This window comes from Vibrio sp. 2092, assembly GCF_033339635.1.
Lineage (GTDB): Bacteria > Pseudomonadota > Gammaproteobacteria > Enterobacterales > Vibrionaceae > Vibrio > Vibrio alginolyticus.
Genome location: NZ_JAWOUY010000011.1, coordinates 1 through 16504 on the forward strand (window position 1 = coordinate 1; position 16504 = coordinate 16504).

The 16504-nt window shown below is 37.7% G+C and carries 22 protein-coding genes; 10 read left to right on the forward strand and 12 right to left on the reverse strand.

Annotated elements, in window-relative coordinates:
* Positions 1-437: 437 nt before the first annotated feature.
* The 3 genes from R7P80_RS17710 to R7P80_RS17720 form a co-directional block, all read right to left on the reverse strand.
* Positions 438-1016: a hypothetical protein gene (locus R7P80_RS17710; protein ID WP_048516412.1), complete on the reverse strand. Its 579-nt coding sequence runs from the start codon at positions 1014-1016 to the stop codon at positions 438-440.
* Between the two features lie 98 nt (positions 1017-1114).
* Positions 1115-1831, reverse strand: a complete 717-nt coding sequence (locus R7P80_RS17715) for a hypothetical protein (protein ID WP_318087311.1) — start codon at positions 1829-1831, stop codon at positions 1115-1117.
* Positions 1832-1844: 13 nt separating this feature from the next.
* Complete coding sequence (locus R7P80_RS17720; RefSeq protein WP_053312619.1) at positions 1845-2222, reverse strand: hypothetical protein; 378 nt, start codon at positions 2220-2222, stop codon at positions 1845-1847.
* Positions 2223-2357: 135 nt separating this feature from the next.
* On the opposite strand from R7P80_RS17720, the gene R7P80_RS17725 reads away from it, so the two are divergent.
* The 8 genes from R7P80_RS17725 to R7P80_RS17760 all read left to right on the forward strand — a co-directional run bounded on the left by R7P80_RS17725 (position 2358) and on the right by R7P80_RS17760 (position 7248).
* The gene (locus R7P80_RS17725; protein WP_038128603.1) at positions 2358-2747 is read left to right on the forward strand and encodes a hypothetical protein; all 390 of its coding nucleotides are present in this window, start codon (positions 2358-2360) and stop codon (positions 2745-2747) included.
* A 21-nt stretch (positions 2748-2768) separates the two neighbouring features.
* On the forward strand, positions 2769-3119 hold the full coding sequence (locus R7P80_RS17730) for a hypothetical protein (protein WP_048516408.1): 351 nt from the start codon (positions 2769-2771) through the stop codon (positions 3117-3119).
* A gap of 275 nt (positions 3120-3394) precedes the next feature.
* Entirely contained in the window at positions 3395-4174 is a 780-nt protein-coding gene (locus R7P80_RS17735; RefSeq protein WP_229623983.1) for a hypothetical protein, read from the forward strand.
* 60 nt (positions 4175-4234) lie between these two features.
* On the forward strand, positions 4235-4513 hold the full coding sequence (locus R7P80_RS17740; protein WP_045592212.1) for a hypothetical protein: 279 nt from the start codon (positions 4235-4237) through the stop codon (positions 4511-4513).
* 173 nt (positions 4514-4686) lie between these two features.
* Entirely contained in the window at positions 4687-5343 is a 657-nt protein-coding gene (locus R7P80_RS17745; RefSeq protein WP_038128613.1) for a 2OG-Fe(II) oxygenase family protein, read from the forward strand.
* Positions 5343-6092 (forward strand): 2OG-Fe(II) oxygenase family protein, encoded by a 750-nt coding sequence (locus R7P80_RS17750; RefSeq protein WP_318096714.1) that lies wholly within the window; start codon positions 5343-5345, stop codon positions 6090-6092. Before R7P80_RS17745 ends, R7P80_RS17750 begins: the two co-directional genes overlap by 1 nt.
* Positions 6079-6438: a hypothetical protein gene (locus tag R7P80_RS17755; protein WP_318096715.1), complete on the forward strand. Its 360-nt coding sequence runs from the start codon at positions 6079-6081 to the stop codon at positions 6436-6438. Before R7P80_RS17750 ends, R7P80_RS17755 begins: the two co-directional genes overlap by 14 nt.
* Positions 6439-6477: 39 nt before the next feature.
* On the forward strand, positions 6478-7248 hold the full coding sequence (locus R7P80_RS17760; protein WP_223371010.1) for a hypothetical protein: 771 nt from the start codon (positions 6478-6480) through the stop codon (positions 7246-7248).
* 36 nt (positions 7249-7284) lie between these two features.
* Here R7P80_RS17760 and R7P80_RS17765 read toward each other — a convergent pair whose 3' ends face one another.
* The 3 genes from R7P80_RS17765 to R7P80_RS17775 are packed head-to-tail and all read right to left on the reverse strand — an operon-like array spanning position 7285 to position 8434.
* On the reverse strand, positions 7285-7755 hold the full coding sequence (locus R7P80_RS17765; protein WP_085762173.1) for a hypothetical protein: 471 nt from the start codon (positions 7753-7755) through the stop codon (positions 7285-7287).
* A gap of 15 nt (positions 7756-7770) precedes the next feature.
* Positions 7771-7986: a hypothetical protein gene (locus R7P80_RS17770; RefSeq protein WP_045592197.1), complete on the reverse strand. Its 216-nt coding sequence runs from the start codon at positions 7984-7986 to the stop codon at positions 7771-7773.
* Between the two features lie 25 nt (positions 7987-8011).
* The gene (locus tag R7P80_RS17775; protein WP_241619335.1) at positions 8012-8434 is read right to left on the reverse strand and encodes a hypothetical protein; all 423 of its coding nucleotides are present in this window, start codon (positions 8432-8434) and stop codon (positions 8012-8014) included.
* 186 nt (positions 8435-8620) lie between these two features.
* Between R7P80_RS17775 and R7P80_RS17780 the strand changes: the two genes are divergently transcribed.
* Positions 8621-9748 (forward strand): ATP-grasp domain-containing protein, encoded by a 1128-nt coding sequence (locus R7P80_RS17780; RefSeq protein WP_318096716.1) that lies wholly within the window; start codon positions 8621-8623, stop codon positions 9746-9748.
* A gap of 151 nt (positions 9749-9899) precedes the next feature.
* On the opposite strand, the gene R7P80_RS17785 is transcribed toward R7P80_RS17780, so the two are convergent.
* Positions 9900-10628, reverse strand: a complete 729-nt coding sequence (locus R7P80_RS17785; protein ID WP_318096717.1) for a hypothetical protein — start codon at positions 10626-10628, stop codon at positions 9900-9902.
* Between the two features lie 894 nt (positions 10629-11522).
* Here R7P80_RS17785 and R7P80_RS17790 point away from each other — a divergent pair.
* The gene (locus tag R7P80_RS17790) at positions 11523-11882 is read left to right on the forward strand and encodes a hypothetical protein (RefSeq protein WP_318096718.1); all 360 of its coding nucleotides are present in this window, start codon (positions 11523-11525) and stop codon (positions 11880-11882) included.
* A gap of 41 nt (positions 11883-11923) precedes the next feature.
* Here R7P80_RS17790 and R7P80_RS17795 read toward each other — a convergent pair whose 3' ends face one another.
* The 5 genes from R7P80_RS17795 to R7P80_RS17815 form a co-directional block, all read right to left on the reverse strand.
* A complete protein-coding gene (locus R7P80_RS17795; protein WP_045592188.1) occupies positions 11924-12136 on the reverse strand; it encodes a hypothetical protein in 213 nt (70 codons plus the stop codon).
* A 214-nt stretch (positions 12137-12350) separates the two neighbouring features.
* Positions 12351-14039 (reverse strand): ankyrin repeat domain-containing protein, encoded by a 1689-nt coding sequence (locus R7P80_RS17800; protein WP_318096719.1) that lies wholly within the window; start codon positions 14037-14039, stop codon positions 12351-12353.
* Positions 14040-14389: 350 nt separating this feature from the next.
* Positions 14390-14587 carry a hypothetical protein gene (locus tag R7P80_RS17805; RefSeq protein WP_229623993.1) on the reverse strand — a complete coding sequence of 66 codons (198 nt, stop codon included), beginning with the start codon at positions 14585-14587 and terminating at the stop codon, positions 14390-14392.
* A gap of 177 nt (positions 14588-14764) precedes the next feature.
* Positions 14765-15496: a hypothetical protein gene (locus R7P80_RS17810; protein ID WP_229623995.1), complete on the reverse strand. Its 732-nt coding sequence runs from the start codon at positions 15494-15496 to the stop codon at positions 14765-14767.
* 49 nt (positions 15497-15545) lie between these two features.
* Positions 15546-16316, reverse strand: a complete 771-nt coding sequence (locus tag R7P80_RS17815; RefSeq protein WP_318096720.1) for a hypothetical protein — start codon at positions 16314-16316, stop codon at positions 15546-15548.
* Between the last annotated feature and the right edge of the window lie 188 nt (positions 16317-16504).

The window sequence follows — 16504 nt, forward strand, 5'->3', positions numbered from 1 at the left end:
TATTGAGAGATTAAGTCTAGGCTATAGTAATCTATTTGTATATAGTATTTTCGTATAGTAGATTAGTGATGATTAAAGATTACTTTATTTACGCCACGAGATGCCATAATTTATTCCTTATTTACTATTGGTGTGGTTCAATTTTGTTAAGAGCTTTTGCCCTCTTGATGTTTACAATTATACGTATAACCAAACCGAAGTCAATAGATAAATAATAAATAATTTAAAAAATATTTTCAGAGAGAAAAGAACAAAGCAAATTGCTATTTCTCATGGGGAAGCCATGAGTTTTTCTTGAAAGATATGCTGAATGGTTTTCAGAGTCAGTTCGGTTTATGAGCGTTGATTTAATCGGTTATCTGATTTGATTGATATTGAGCTATAGGAAATAAAAAGGGCAAGCTTAGACTGCTTACCCTATTCCGAACCAGTGTGCTTTATGCTGCTTCGTTTTCTTCAATGTGGTCTAGGTACTGACGGAAATCATCGAAATATTCATCACCAGATTCTAAGAACCAAGAACACCATTCTCCATCTTGAGGATCAATCATCTCCAACTCAAAGATGTTGGAGTAATCAACACGCATAGAGTCACATTCTGTTAGCAAGAACTCATCGTAACGAACAAGCAGATTGTAGAATTCAACCGCTTCTTTGATGTCTTTAACAGGGAAGTAAAACGGCTTGCAAGGCACTTGAGGAAAGTATGCCAAGCGAAGACCAAACTTTTTAGCATCAGAGCATTCCTGTAAGTTATCAGGTGATTGCTCGAACAGATCGCCGTAAGCATGTGAGTTTACGCTATTCACATAGCTTTGGTGATTTGGGTGGAGTTGATTATTCTCACCACAAAATTCAAGGCGAGATTTGTACGGTGCTAACGAATGATTTTCAATGGCTAGGAAGTTCTGAAAAAGAACAAGCAACAAAGCTGAGCGCACTTCATTACCCTTGGAAGGGGTAAACTCAAAGGGTTTGTTAGCATTGATTAGATGTGGTCTGTACTTCGTTTTCATTCTGCAATTCCTTGAATAATGATGTGTTTCTATTATACATTTATACGCAACAAGCACAATAAAAAAATGAGGTGAAACACCTCATTTTCATGGTTTATTTATGCAGCATCAATCGCGAAACTTTCCGCAATAGCATGTGTGTAAAGGTTGTTTTCACTTCCCTCAACAAGTACCGCGAATGACTTTTCAGGATTGAAGAGAAACACGTTTCCGCTTTGAGTTCCTGACGCTAATTCACTTTGCGGAACTAGATAAGTACCTGTGCCATTGCGACTTGTATCTTTGATCTCAACTGGCGTTGAGTGAAGTCGATGTGAAAGCTTGTCGCCTTCTGTTAAGTTCTCAAAATTGTGTGTAATAGTGTCGATATCCTTATCAATGTAACCTAATACTTTAAGTAACACGCCTTTAGAAGCGTTAAGGATGTTGTATTTGCAAACTAACTGTTCAATATCAGTCTTGTTTAGCGCACCATCAAGAGTTTCCGCGCCATTGGCAGAGATAACTACCAGATCATTTTTTAGGTTGCTTACAAAAACAATGTTCTCGATGATATGTACGGTTTCATATTTAAGATCTAGATATGACTCAGTAAGCTTTAAAACTAGGTTGTTTGTGCATAGTGTACTCACTGTGCTTGCATCAAGATTACATCCAACTTTATCTGTCACAGCCAGCAAAAAATTACGGCTGTTTCGTACAGATTCGCTTAGGGTTTTCAATCCATGAGATTGGTAAATATCTACGATAAATGGGTGATCTGCACAGTTATCAATAAGGTATTTAGCGATAACGATTTTATTCAGTTTATTCATGGTGCTGCCCTCTTTATGCTTTTGAAATGTCGAATACAGGATAACCGCACATTGCGCTGTCAATAGCTGAACTTACAGCATCAACCAGGCTCGTGAATGGTGTTGATTTGATACCGCAATCAATGCTCAAGAAGTAGTTTGCGCCATCTTTGATCAGTTGAACCCATTCAGTATCGTTTTCATCATCTGAAAGTGAATCGATTCCAATTGATAGCTGTTCTGTTGAGAATGTTTCAGGAAGAGATTCAATGTGTGACTTGATTTCATCCAAGCAAGAATCACAATCACCATCCAAGCTAACTCGCAGGTAAGCACATAGCTGGGCTTTAGTAATGACTGAAGCCGCTTTCAGGGCTTCAGAAATGACAATGAGGCAATCTTCTCTTTTCATGGTGGTATCCTTTAATTATTTAATGCTTAGTAAGTTACACCAATAAAAAATTAAGTCAACAAATATTGACTTAAATAATTAAATATGTATAATGAGAAACATCAAAGAAAAATGTAAACAATATCGAGGCGCACCATGAAAAACTTACAAATGTTCGGCATCCGTGAAAAAGAAAGCAAGTTAATGAAAGAAGTAAATTGCGAATCCTGGTCTACCACTTATTCAGCAGGAACTGAATATGAAATGGCTGATTTCGGTCAGGGTGTTGGTGAGTTTCGATGCTCAGAATTAGCCCCTGTCTTATTTTCAGTTCTAAAGGGTGGCACTAGTCATCTTGAATCACCGAAAATGACAGCAAGTGAAAGTAAAACAGTAGAAGTTGTTACTTACAATGTCGGTACAGATGTTCGTGAATTCCGAGTTGTTGAGATTACCGAGTCTTTTAAGAGTGCTGTAATGCCATATGATTCTTATGCTGAATTCTGTCAAGCAGCAAACGAGAACATTCATCTTCTTAACCTGTGAAGCGTATAGGGGTATAGCACAATGAATGCAACACATATTGAAATCAATGAGGTTTCTTGGACATGCGCAAAATGCGGTCATGAAAACAAAGACCTTATTAAAGAAACAAATGAGCCGCTATGCGGTGGTTGCGATCAGGTCTTTGATTGGAATCAGATTAATATTGATGTAACTACGTTCATCGGAGGTGAAGAAACTTATGTTAATCTTAGCGAACTTTGCCTTATTGAAGAAAAGCTAATCAATGAGCTTGAGGAATTAACAAAAGAAGATGTTCCTACTATGCCGTTTAACACGCGATACCCTGTAGGTTGGACTCCAGCTTATTGGGGTACATTCGGTGAATACGTGCCTGTTAAGTTTGATACCTAACAAAACTTTCAAAGACAGCATCAAAAAAGGCGGATTTATCCGCCTTTTTATATTGACCTTCTATATTATTTATGTATAATCAAATCATTCCTTAGAAAACAACCTCAGCATGTTCTGACTCGTTTAGGAATTGGCTTGCCAGCCAGCGGATTTTGTCGGCATCGAAAGATGATTGGTAAACAGGCGTTCACACTCCATCACATGATTCTACCTTTGAACTTTTGTGATTGTGAAAAAACCGACAGCGCAATCATAAATAATAAAGGATAGAAACCATGTTCGAATCTAATGATCATCTTGAGCAATACGCACTAAATCTTACTAAAGTCTTTCACGTCGAAAGCCACGGTAAATTTTCACCTAAAAAGAACTTTGTCACTTCGTGTCTAGCAAAAGCGATGTTGGGAAAGCCTGATGGCTATAACATCAACACCTTGAAGGCTGAACTAAAGAACAAGTCGTTATCCGAGCCTGTTCAGGTGTCCACTGATACAAGCCAGAATCATCCAGAAATCATGTTTAATGAGCATTTAATGAGCGACTTGAATGCATTTATTGACACAGATTTTTTCTTTGAGCGTCTTTTGGTTGCAATTGAAAAAGCAGTTGAAGGTGAGCTGGATGAGCGTATTTATGATTTGCTAAATGAAGACGGTGAATTGTTTGAATGGTGTTCTGAACGTCTTGCGTTCACTGAGTCGGATACTGATTACTATCGTGTCTATGATTCTATGTATGGCGATGTGCTGACCGACTACATTAACACTGCGGCTGAAAATCGCACATATGATCCTGAAATGTCGTTCACTCGTTACCGAATCATGGTAAACAAAGCTGCATATTCAGAGGTTTTGAAAGATAAGCTTCTTGAGTGGTTAGAGTTTTTGGCAACTGACTTGAATGATGAGTTAGATGAGTCATTCCCTACAGAGAAAATCCGCGCTCTACACGATTTAGAAGGCGGTTTTCAAGATGAGCAGGGCGAAGCCATTACTGAACTCTTAAAGCAGCATCTAAAGGCTAATAGCGCGTCCCTTTACGTGTCTTACAACTAATTCTAGGCGATAACAATAAATGCCAGCGGGGATAACGCTGGCTTCAAAAAGAGGTTTACTATGGCACAACCAAGCGATTACACACGACACCCAATGGGATCTATTGTTAAAAACAGTGAATCCGAAACCATTGCTCGAAACATCATGGTTATTTTGATGCAAAATGGCAATGAGTTCCGAAAGATGGAGTTTGATGAGTATCTTGAAGCTCGAAAGAGTCATGGTGCTTCTGAACGAGAAGTTATGCGCGAGAAACCGTACTTTGATAAAGTGGTAGAACACTGTTCTAGCGAAGAGAACGCCGACAAGTTCTGTGAAGACTGGAAAAAGACCAATTGATAATTGCGCAGTATGCGCTTAAGACCGCTTCAGTATATGGAGCGGTTTTTTTATGCCTTCATTAAACAGCTCTAGTATAGAATTGCTCATTAGTATATTATTTCTGAAAAGTTATTAATTAATAAAAAACTGGTTAATAAAAAGCCAAATCAATAAAATAAGAGCAATTATCAATGGACAAATATCTTTTCAAAGACCATTTCGTTCATAAGCATTCTGCTGACATATTTGAAAACTCAGATATAGATGTGAACAAGCTTTATGAGCAGGGTTTTATTAGTAATAAAGTCATTCCCTCTTTAAACAAGAAGCTTCTGAAGCTTTTTAAAAAGCTGTCATTTGATGAGTATCACATGGACTCAATCACACACGGTAAGGGTACAGAGTACAGCTTTAACAAAAACGGCTTACCACCAATGGTATCACTGCTGGTGGATAAAATTTACAGTGAGTTCGGATGTGTGCTTTCCATGTTCGATATTGAAGAATGCCCTCTGGGAATTGAGGTGGCTGTCTGTAAGCTATCTGAAGGGTATTACGTAGATTGGCATCAAGACTGTACTAACCAGGCTGTAATTAGCTTCTGCATGGTCATTAATGAAGAAGACTTTGAAGAAGGTGAAGGCGGAGTGTTGCAGTTTTCAAAAGTAAAATACGATAGTCGTGGAAGCATTATCGATAGAGAGGTTATAGGAAGCTTCCCTACCAATAATTCAGGTCAGATAGTATTCTTCAATCCCTCAGATCTGAATTATCAGCATAGATGCACCGAAATAAAAACTACGAAAACAAGATACTTGGTCTGCGGAATTATTGGGGAAATTGGCTAATGTTTACCACTGAAAGAATTGATATAAATGATTTGTTCACAAAGGGATTTACTGTTGGTTACTTGCAGGAAGAGTGGGCTAACAAAATCCTTAAAGTTCTGAAGAACCAGTCTTGGATTGAGGTTGTCCCTGATGTCTTAAATTCAGATGGCGAGATCGACAAATACTATGAATCCAGATACATCTCTGTAGCCTCTATGATGAAACCTGACGAGCCAAACAGGTGGTTTAAGCGTTACATGGATGAATTTTGCTTGTGGGCTGAGCCTGTACTTAGCAAGTTTGAGAATGGAAATTCATACCATGTTAGTGCATTTTGCGGCACTGAAGGTTATTTCATGGAACCTCATAGCGATGTCGGTGATCGCTCTGTTCTGGATATCATTGCTTATTTTGGTGATGATATCGGTGACGAAAATTCTGGGGGTTGTTTAGACTTCTTCAAGGTTGATGTTAAGGATCCTGAAAACCCAAGCAAGATGACATTTTTGGATAGAGTTATTCCTAAGCACGGTATGATTGTGATTTTTAATAATATGAATCCAACCATTTATCATGAAGTAACAAAATTGATTAAGCCTGGATGTCGTCGTTTCCAGTTAATTGCGCAAGCAGGAATGATTGATAAGCCTGATTGGAGTGTTGATTATAAAGCCGAAAAGGGTTTTTACAGCTACCATAAAAAAGCGGTTTTAGGTAATACAGATTCAGCTTTAGAGATATTGGAAAATGGTCATGTTGGTGAATAGTATTTTTAGTAACGGGCTTCTTGATTTACGTTTGAGCATCCAATCAGTTAATGATTATTTTGTATGTCTTCTTAGTGAAGGTTCTTTGGAAAATGGTGATAAACTATTAGTGGTAGCCCAACCTCATGAAATGAATTTTGCATCAATAAAAAATGGTAAATCATTGTCCGATTATTTGAGTGATTATGGTGATGGTTACGATTTTCCAAATGATGGAATTAGTTACTTCATTGGTTGCGTCCCTGATGGATGGGTATATGATCAAAAAAACGCCATAGATAAAATCACGAAAATTGATGGTGATTTGAATGTGTCTGACTTTGATTATATCAGTGAACTTTTCTAATTTAGAATAAAGATAAACGTATGGATGTGGGTGTTTAAAATGTCTATTTTGAATCGTGAGAATAATAGCATTGTTGTTGAGTCTCAATATCACAAGGAACAATATTCAGAGTCAAGGCAGGAAAAGACTGCCGAGGAAATGTTCAACGAGATATTTATGCAGAAGCATAACAAGTTGTTTCCTGATGGTAGAGTGCATACTGGCAAGCCAGCGCCAGAACATGGTTCTGATGCTTATTATACTGTGTCTATTTCCCCAAAGTTTGAAGAGTTTGAGACTCAAATTGAACCGCCCATTTATCCAACGGTTAAGGCTCTTGTGGATAAGGGATACCACACAATTTCAAGTTGCGCTGGTCATCCTATACGTATTCATTTGCAAATAGGCTTTGGTAGTGAGGAATCCCGTTCAAAGTTTCTAGAAGCCGTGTTGAAATCTGAAATACCTGCACTTACCTATCACTTTGTTAGTAATGTCGCTAATGTTTCAAATCACTCGATTTCCAATGATGGCAGCTTTGATTCTAAATCAGGAACGGTTTTTGATGTGGAAGCTGAACAAAGCTATATTGATAAGCGTGATGCTGATGGGTTTAATTTCCAGTTTGGAACAAACTATAAAAAATGGTTTTTTCTCGATATCAATATAATGGAACCAACCTCAAACCCATTCAAAATACTGTACTATAAGTTATTCTTATTGCCTAAGAAGCAGGAAATTCTTGAACAACTCCATCAGCTAATGATTGGTGAAACAATCCCTAGATACGATGAAATTTATCATAAACCTAAGAGAAGCATTTTCTTTTAATCAAAAAGCTCTGGGTTTATTTATAAAAAAAAGCCCTTAAAGGGCTTTTTCAGTTTTTTCACTTTTAACAGAATCCTCAACAATCTTTTTCTCATTGCAGTCAAAATAGAAGGAAATGGCTTTGCAAATAAAGAAATGAAGAAAAAGTAATGCATATGCTTTAAAGGTTGTATCGCCAGAAATTTCACTAGTGGTAATTTCATCAGTTGGCAAAGATCCATAGTATTCAAACATGGTTACACCAATTAAGACATTTGCAACCATGACAATTGTCATAAATAGAAGCTTAGGAATAAATCGAAATCTTTCCTCAGTTTGAATTGAAGAAATTGAAAAAATAAAAATAAAGAGCGCCGACTTTTCCAATACTTTAGTAATTTCTGAATCTGAAAGGGCTAAAAACAGATTGTATCCAGCAATAAATAGAACCAAGTAAATCAAGTGGGATAAAAAAATCTTTTTTAGATTAGAGTTCTTATAACTTGCTTTCAGTATTAATGATTTCATTGCTTTGCGCCATTTTTAGTCATTGTTCTTGTATTGAGGGTCGTTTTCAAGCAAGAACTGCTTCACTTCTTTCGATGAGTCGGAATTCAATACGTTTTCACCTTTGCTTCCATTACTGGATTTTTCGAATACGCGGAAATTCCAACATGTGCAGGTTTCTGGGTGGCAGCGATTATGACCGCTCTCAACTAGGTATTTAGGGGTGAGTTCATTTAATTCGTATGCGTTCATTTTGTTTCCAAATTATCAAAATTGGTTAGAGCATTGACTTGTAATCATACACCAAGAACTGGGGTTCTGTTGGTTTAAGCATTTCACAATGAGCCAGGATTGCTTTAATCAATACTTCAGACACCGTTTCCCCAACAAACTCTTTCAGTTCGATTTCAGAATCGCCATTTTTGTATGTAGCAATCGACTTTGGCTTTTCACCGCTATTGATTAGGTCGATACCGTAACAAGCGGCGTATGCGATAAGCAATGGAATGTTTCGAGTGAAGTCATATGGCTTTAATCTATCTTTGTAGTGAACTCGAATATGTACGCTTCTCTGATCCCAGTCACCAGAAGCACGTTCTTTCTTATCAAGCTCTTGCTTATGAGGAAGATTTAAAGCTTCAGCGATCTTGCAGTTTAACTCATACACACCTGCATTTTCAGGTCGGATATTAGTATTCATTTTTCCAATATTTATCATTGATTAAGAGGGGTTAATCCCTAGCGCACTTATTATACATATATGCGCGGCAAAGAAAAGCATATTTAATGATTTATTCGTAGGTTTTGATTTGCAGTGGTCGCTTACGATTGACTTTCATACTGAGAAATGTATAATTTAAACAATTAAATTTATAAGGACTAAAAAATGAAAAAGGGTTTAATTATAGCTATTGAGTTCGAAAGTCTTGCGCTTTTCGAAAATGCTCTTGAAATCGCAGCTTGTAGATTTAATGAGATTGAAGAAGATATGACTCATTGTCTCTTGAGAGAAAGAGGTAAAGAGGTTCTGACCTGTAGAGAACTTGGAATCCCATACCTGGCTTATGTCAAACCGCAAACAAAACAAGATCGTCAAGAGGGAAAGTTCTCTATTGCGGAAGTTAATTTTGATATTAATTCTTTGGATAAAGATAAATTTGCCCTTGTTGTAAGAAAACAGTCGAACTCCTACCCTGACAATCTTGGATTTGATTACTTTATTGATAAAGCTACTTCAGAAAGTGTCAAATACTGGGCTGATCTATTCACTAAAGATGAGATTGGTCGTAACGTTGAAATCTTGTCACAAGCCGAATTCCTTGATTCTTTGAAATCAAAAGAACTGTCATTTCCATTCTTTCTAAAAACTCTTGATAAAGGCTCGCACGGCAATACCTTAGCGAAGGTGTTTGATGAAAATAATATCAGTATTTTAATGCCTACATCAGAAAGACCAGATCTTGATGTTGAAGGAACAACCTTATATCGATACCTATCCTCATCTGAAGATTCTCTGCTTACCTTCTTTACTGAACAGTCAAGTTACTTCAATCCGTGGATCGGAGAAAGCCAAATTATTCCAGCAAGTTACAAATCTTTGGATGGAAAACTCATCAAAAGCGATGTCATTAACATCTTAGATGATCTTCGTTCCTCTCCGAATAAAGAGCATCGTGCATTCATCGTTGATGGAAAGGTAACATCATTAAGTCGTTACTTTGATTATGACTACTATGTTAGTCCTAAACATGTACTGGATTACGCCCAGGATTTCGCAAGCAAGTTTAAAGAAAGACTCCCTTTGATCTGTGTGGCAGACTTTGCGGAAACAACAAGTGGTGTAGAGCTTATCGAAATTAATCCCTATGAAAATAGCGGTAGATATCTAATGAATGATCCAGAAAAGCTTTTTCTTGCGATTATGACTCTTTCTGGTGGTGATAAACTGAAAACATCTAATGAAGGATTGCTTGTACCAAAAATAAAGCCTAAGTTACTTTTGGATGAGTTCTGATACGAAGCCTCCGACATTGGAGGCTTTTATCAATGAGTAAAATTTTACTCATAAAATGCTGAATTCTAATCTAATGAGTAAAACTTTACACATTTCTCAAGTGCAAAGTTCACTAGTTATATATATTACTTATCAAGTTTGCACTTTTCGACTACCAAAGGCATTTGAATTTGGAGGCTTTTAATACTGTCACAATAAGCTTATCAAGTTCTTTTGAGTCAGATAGATTGTTTGACTCCAAAAATTTTCCGAGATTTCCAAGTTCAATCTTGTCTTCTCTTTTACTGTAAAGGGGAAAACTATCATTTTGAATCAGTGAAGATAGAAAATTTGCAGCATAGTGATCGATGAGTCGGGTGCGGAGAGTACGGCTATTCACTTCGGCATTAATAATATGCGAGATATCTGCGATAGTGTGCTCATTGCTTATGTTTTCCCTGAAGGTTTTGCTAAACATTGATTCAGAACCTCTATAAAATGCAACCTCATCGGTTTCGAATTTTATGATTTCTGATACCTGCAATAAAACACTCATCTTAGTGTCATGTGAAAAGTAGTCATGTTCTTGCTTTGCAATTGCATCATACAAGCGTACAAGCTTCTTAATTGGTGATTGATTTAGCTCAAATACGGCATATAGAAAGTCACAGTGATGTTTATGCGATTTATTAAGCTGATTAAAAAAAGCTGTCGAGTCGCAGAAGATGGACTTAATACAGTCATTGTCTTCTAATCGGAAACCATAACTGGTGATAAGATTCGATGTTTGCTCAAGAATATCGAAGAAGCAATGCACTGTATCTTTGTGATCATGACCTTCCAGGAATTGAACGCATTCCCTTCCTAATTTACTCAATGAGTGGATTTTTTTAAGATTCACTATCTATTTCCAGTACTTATGTGTTTTTAGCAGTATACATTTTGGTCAAGAATTGTAAATCTAGCATGAACCAAAAAATTAATTTGAAAAACAAATAAAAAAGATGTTGACTTTTAAAATCTGAACCAATATCATTAAAAACGTTCCCCAGAGGAATGTTCGGAAACCTCCCGAACTGAAAGCACTTGCTTTACTGCGGCGGTGCTAATATAGAGGGGTCATCAATGTACATTTTGCCTTCTCAGGTGGTTGGTACTAGAGAGATGACGCACACTCAGTGGGTTTGGCGACTCAAAGGTGTGCAGGATGAATTTGAATCCTTAACGGTGGGCGGTTAAGCTCATCTTATAGAGGTTCACTGGATTCAAGACTAAAAAAATGAGGTGAGCGCCAACTCATTGTCTGTTTTTGGTCAGCCTTTAAGCGTTTATGGCAAGCAGATAACTTAAAAAAACTGAATGATGTATTATCATTTGTCCCGATGAAAACGCAAACAGTTATTAACGAAGTGCTTTCATGTAGAGGCTGAAAAGTCATACATGCCCTAACGGGGGCTAAAGGAGATGCTCGGGTATCTAGGTTAGTCAGGTGAAGTTAGAAGGTTATGGCCTAACAATTCTAGCGGAGCCAAAAAGTTAATGGTTGTTGGAGGTATCGCACTCAGCCCGTAACGTGAGTGTAGCAAAGCTAGTGAAGCGTCTAACAAACGCGTGAACGCCAAGATCACTAGAGAACGAAAGCGAAGCGTCTGTCTTTCCACTATATCGAGAAATCGGTGTAGGCAATCAACCGCCCTCGGGCGGTTTTTTGTTTTTATGGGGTTTGAATAAAATAATTTATTTACTTTGTTTTCTGCTTTTGTATAATAAAAGAAAATTAAATTAGGGCATCAAAATGAATAAAGAAATTCCAGTATCTCTTGCTAGTGATATGTCAGTTGGCAAACATCTAACTCCAGAACAAAAAGCAAGAATCATTCAGCGTGGGGCTTATAACGGAAAAACTGTACGCCAAGTAATGAAAGACATGCTAGTGAATAATGGCATGTTTGAAGAGCAAGCAGATGAGGTTATGAAAGTTGCTGAACGTGATATCGACTCAATGAATGAGAACTGGGGTAAAGAAGCTGATTCATACCCTAAAGTCATTATTACTTTAACGCAATCACACGTAAAGCGTATCGCGTTAAAGTGGATTAATGAAAATGCACCTGAAGCTTGGTTTAAGCCTTTGTTTGAGCAGCATAATCAATGATTTCGTTAACGGGCAGCACTATCCCTGCCCGTTAAATCATTCTATTTTGTATCTCCCGATAAGCTCACGCGAAAATATTGCTTACTTTCTTTGTCGATAGAGGCAAGAAACCTCCCCTCTTTTTCTTCTGCAACTTTAAACTCATATAGTGTTAACGCCTCATTGATTAAATCTAATGGGTTGTTGTGTGCAGAAATTGATACCAACTCTTCCAGTTTTTTTGATTGTTCATCTGTCATCGTGATTGTATTCATTTTAATTCCTCTTTGAAGTTTCACCTATTATTTCAAGATAAAAACTCTTTGTAAATCATCGATTTGCGAGTATAAAATGAGTGTATTCTGAGTGCTGAATGAGTAAAAAATGAGTAAAAGATGAGTGGTGATAAAACAATCCCAATTAAATCTACATGACTATAACTCAGGATTTTAACCTACAAAAAGGCAGGCTAATGCCTGCCAGTCTCGATTATTCTCCTAGATAGTCGTTAGGAGATATGCCAACGGCATTCCGAATAGTCATATCCGCGCCATGCGACTTAAGAATATTAAGTGAATCTGTTTGGTTGTACGTTATGGCTCTGTGAGCAGGTGTGAATCCCCTACTACATTGGGCATTGATGAGCGAATCGGCTATATGGTTGCTCAGGATGTATTCTAAGACCTTATTTGAGCCGCGCTCTGCACAGATATCCATTCCGCTAAAGCAGTCTCCATCGCGCTCCAGAGGGCTTATACGGCTATCAATAGCAATCTTCAGTAGTTCAAGATTGTCTAGCGTACACGCAACATGAAATAGATTGCTGTGATTTTGATCTCTGAAGGCAGCGAGTTCAGAGAGAGGTAAAGCAGAAAGCTCGTTAAATCGCGCATCGTTAATGAGCGTAATGATTTTTTCTTCAGACGGGTTTATTTCTCTTTTCTCAGAGAATCCGAATAAGGAGTGTAATTGAGGCAGCATACTTTCAAAATCTGCATTTGCTCCTATTCCACCAGCGAGCATAGAGATCAGTTCATTGACATCGTATCCATCTGGTAAGTCTTCGTCATCGAACTCATCGTCATCATCCTCGGTTTCAATCTCAGGCTTTATGTAGTCTCTAAATACAGAGCAAACTAGCATTGTCTGGTTAAACGAGTTCTCAAGGCAAGACAGGTCGAAATCCGAAGTGTCAATCTCGATATCATCTTCCATGATGTTCTTCGACTCTTCATCAAAAATGTAGAGCTTGTCAATATTGAGTGAGTATTGAGAATAGATGCGAATAATGCGATCACCATTTTCAGTTCGCATTAATTTTTCAAAAGCAGCAATCGGATTAGAAATTTGACCGCTGTAATACAGATACTTACCAATCGACTCTAACGCGACATCGATGTCTTTGATGATATCGACTCTCTCTTTGTTTACTTTGAAAGTGCCTGGTTTCATCTCCCAAATCGTGCCAGCCCAGTTGCAGTATCCTTGCTCAACTAGATCAATAACCTCCTGGGATACCTCAAATATGGGTTTTTTCGATGTATCAGGGATGAATTGAAATGGGTTAGCGGTATGATTTGGTATTTCCATACCCCAAGTTTCAGCATAAAACTTATCCGTTGTTACTTCGTCATCACCATATGAGCATCCGATAACAGGTACGCCCTTTTGTAAGCAATATTTTATGCTTTCATCTTCGACAAACCATGTATGGAAGTGCTTTTCAAATCCAGGGTGATTCAAAGCAAGAATGTCTGGCAAGCCGAAAGTTTTAATGCCTTCATTAAGCATCATTTCACCGCTGAATACGGTTACTTTAGGATCGTTAAATTGTCTACTGAGTGGTATATCAAGCTTTGGAAATAGATTTACTTCATCGCCTATTAGGTAAATATTCCATTTGATATCAGTTCCTAGCAGAGTGTTAAGAAGCTTGTAAGATCTGCCGTGATTGATGGATTCGGAGTAATCAGCACCAGCAATAAAGACATTTATCGTGTCGCTTTTATTAATTAAATCGGAGCAGAATTCGGATATTTGCTTAGCAAGTAAGAAAGATGAAGATAGCAATTTTTCAGAGACTTCCTTTCCTCCAGAAAGCTCATTACTAAAGATAGGGGTTGAAGATTGAAGCTCATTGATGAGAGTGGTTACAGAGCTGTGTTTCTGTATAAGCATGTTGTTCCCTCTAGCGCATATGATTTATACGCAGAAGGCAATATAAATCAAGGTGTTCTAACAATATTAGAGGGCTTTTAATTAGCGATCAAGACAAAAAGAATATTCGCCTAGTTCTGAATTTTTGCACCCAATCACCATTCCGAGTGATTTTTAACGGACGTGCCATCCGAGCCATTTGTCTCACCAGAGTTACTTGCCATTCTTAGAAAGATTTTTTCTTAAGAAATTCCGCAAAACAATCATTAGGAATTGAACCTAACTCCCTTCACACCTGTCCTCGGCTAGCGAGATGGAATCGAACCATCCCTTAGAAAAAGCTTTCGGAAAAGCTTTTTGTAAGAAGTGTTCTACTTACTCTCTAAATCGCTCTTGTATTGCTTAACATTCTCGCTGATTTGATTTACCAATTCATTTGCAGCTTCACTGCTGATTGCTGGTGCGCCGTTTGGTAAAACCCGATTTGAATCAGTCTGATTGAAAATGGATTGATAGATCGTGACTGAGGAAATTAACGAGAGGACTAAAAGCACAGCTAACTTTTTCATAGTTTCAAATCCTACATGTTTGCGACTAAAAATGAGAACGAAATGAGAGATACATTCAGGATGATAGCACTCTGAACGAATGATAGCTTGATTTTATTCTTTTGTTTCATGGTATTGACCTCAACCTCTTCTATGTTTTTGATTATACATGAATTGCAGCCAGGGTCAATACTTAAATTATTTTAAAATGTACATCTCTTTAAGCTGCTCAATAATATTTGCCTTAGATGTTCGGACACCATTAAGCAATGCTGAGCCTTTCTTTAGGGTGATCGCAACTTGCACTGGTGAGAAGTCTGAACAGCGAATCACATGAAAGGTGTGCGTGTCATTTTGTGACTGTTTCCAGATCTGAGTTTCATTAGCCAGTAAATCAGCAGCCGTTGAACCAATCATTGTGTGCTTGGATTGAAAATCCTGTAGTTTTTTCTCATCTTCAATCCGTTTAATTTCTTCTTCTTCCTTCCGCTCTTCATCAAGGTGAGCGATATACATAGCACGAAGATATTCCAGATCCTTTTTGTGCTCAATTAGAATGTCTTTAATGGTTAAAGCAATCATCGAGCCAAGTGCAGTACGGATCGCATAAATATCCGCATATAGATATTCATCTTTTGCACATAAAGAATCTAAAGTAAGGGCTGGAGAGCCGATATTTACATGGGATGTAAACATTACATCATTTTTGTTTAATCCACCCATCATCTGGATAGAGCCATATACAACATCAACTCGATCTAGAGTTTGTGTTTTAGATGCGCAGTTAAACTTCATGTCGCCAGTAGATAGAAGCACTAGTTGAACGGTAATATCAGGCTCAACACTAATTGAAAATAGCTGGCTATCCTTAGCGTTAAATTCAAACTTCAAGCCTGCATCATAGAATTTCGATAAAAGGGAATGGTACATAGTTGACTCCAATTATATTAGGGAAGAGTCTGCACCCTCCCCTGAATGTTTAAATTAATGAAATTCTTTTAGCAAACTCAGCTTTAACTTCTTCAATCGAAGATGGGCGTTTTGCTTCAATAATCACAATAGACTGATCGTCTGATGTTACTGAGTGGTAGTTTGAATGATTACCAGCAAAGTTCAATCCATATGTGTTTTCGATGTATTCAATATCGCTGTGCATATCACCAAAGCCACTAGAGCCACCACAGCTAGATGTGCCAGTATCAATAGCGATATTGGTAGCAACAAATGCAGAGCAGACCAAATTGTTTTCTAGGCAGCTCAGTTCGCGCCAACCATCATTGTATTCATGGTTTTGTGAATCGACTCGTAATTGGTTTGAAGATTCAAAGCAGTATTTGCCGATAGAGAGATCTAGATCCATATCTTCAAGAAGAAATAAGGTTTCTTCCGAATCGCAGCGAGAAAAATACATAGTTTTAGGAAGAGTGTTAATCGCTTTCTCTACCTCAGATAAAGCTTCATTGAATGCTTTATGCCAGATACCCTCGAAAGCTTGATAGCCATCGATATCAAAGAACAGATCGCACATTAAGTCACGGAACTTATCTTTCTTTTTTGAAAAAGATAAGCTGGTATGACGCTCTAACTTAGGCTTTTTGGGCGCAAAGAAATCATCAAGCTCTTTCAGGGTGCATGGAAAATCTGAACCGTATTTGTTTTTTACTTCAGCAACAACTTTATTCGCGATAAATGATGCAGATACGTTTTCTAGGACTTTAGAGCCTGGAATGATGATTTTTGTTGATGGCATTTGTAAATCTCCAATATACATTATCTTTGGGTTCTCACTCGTTACAAAACCCTTGATAAATAAAAGGAGGATTTTGAGTTTTCCATTAAGTTTATGGTTTCCAGCTCCCGTTAAGGATGAGTGATGCCAAGGGTCTAACCCCCAAAGCGACTGACTAAGAGCTTGCTTAGCCTTTCCCTCTGTTATGG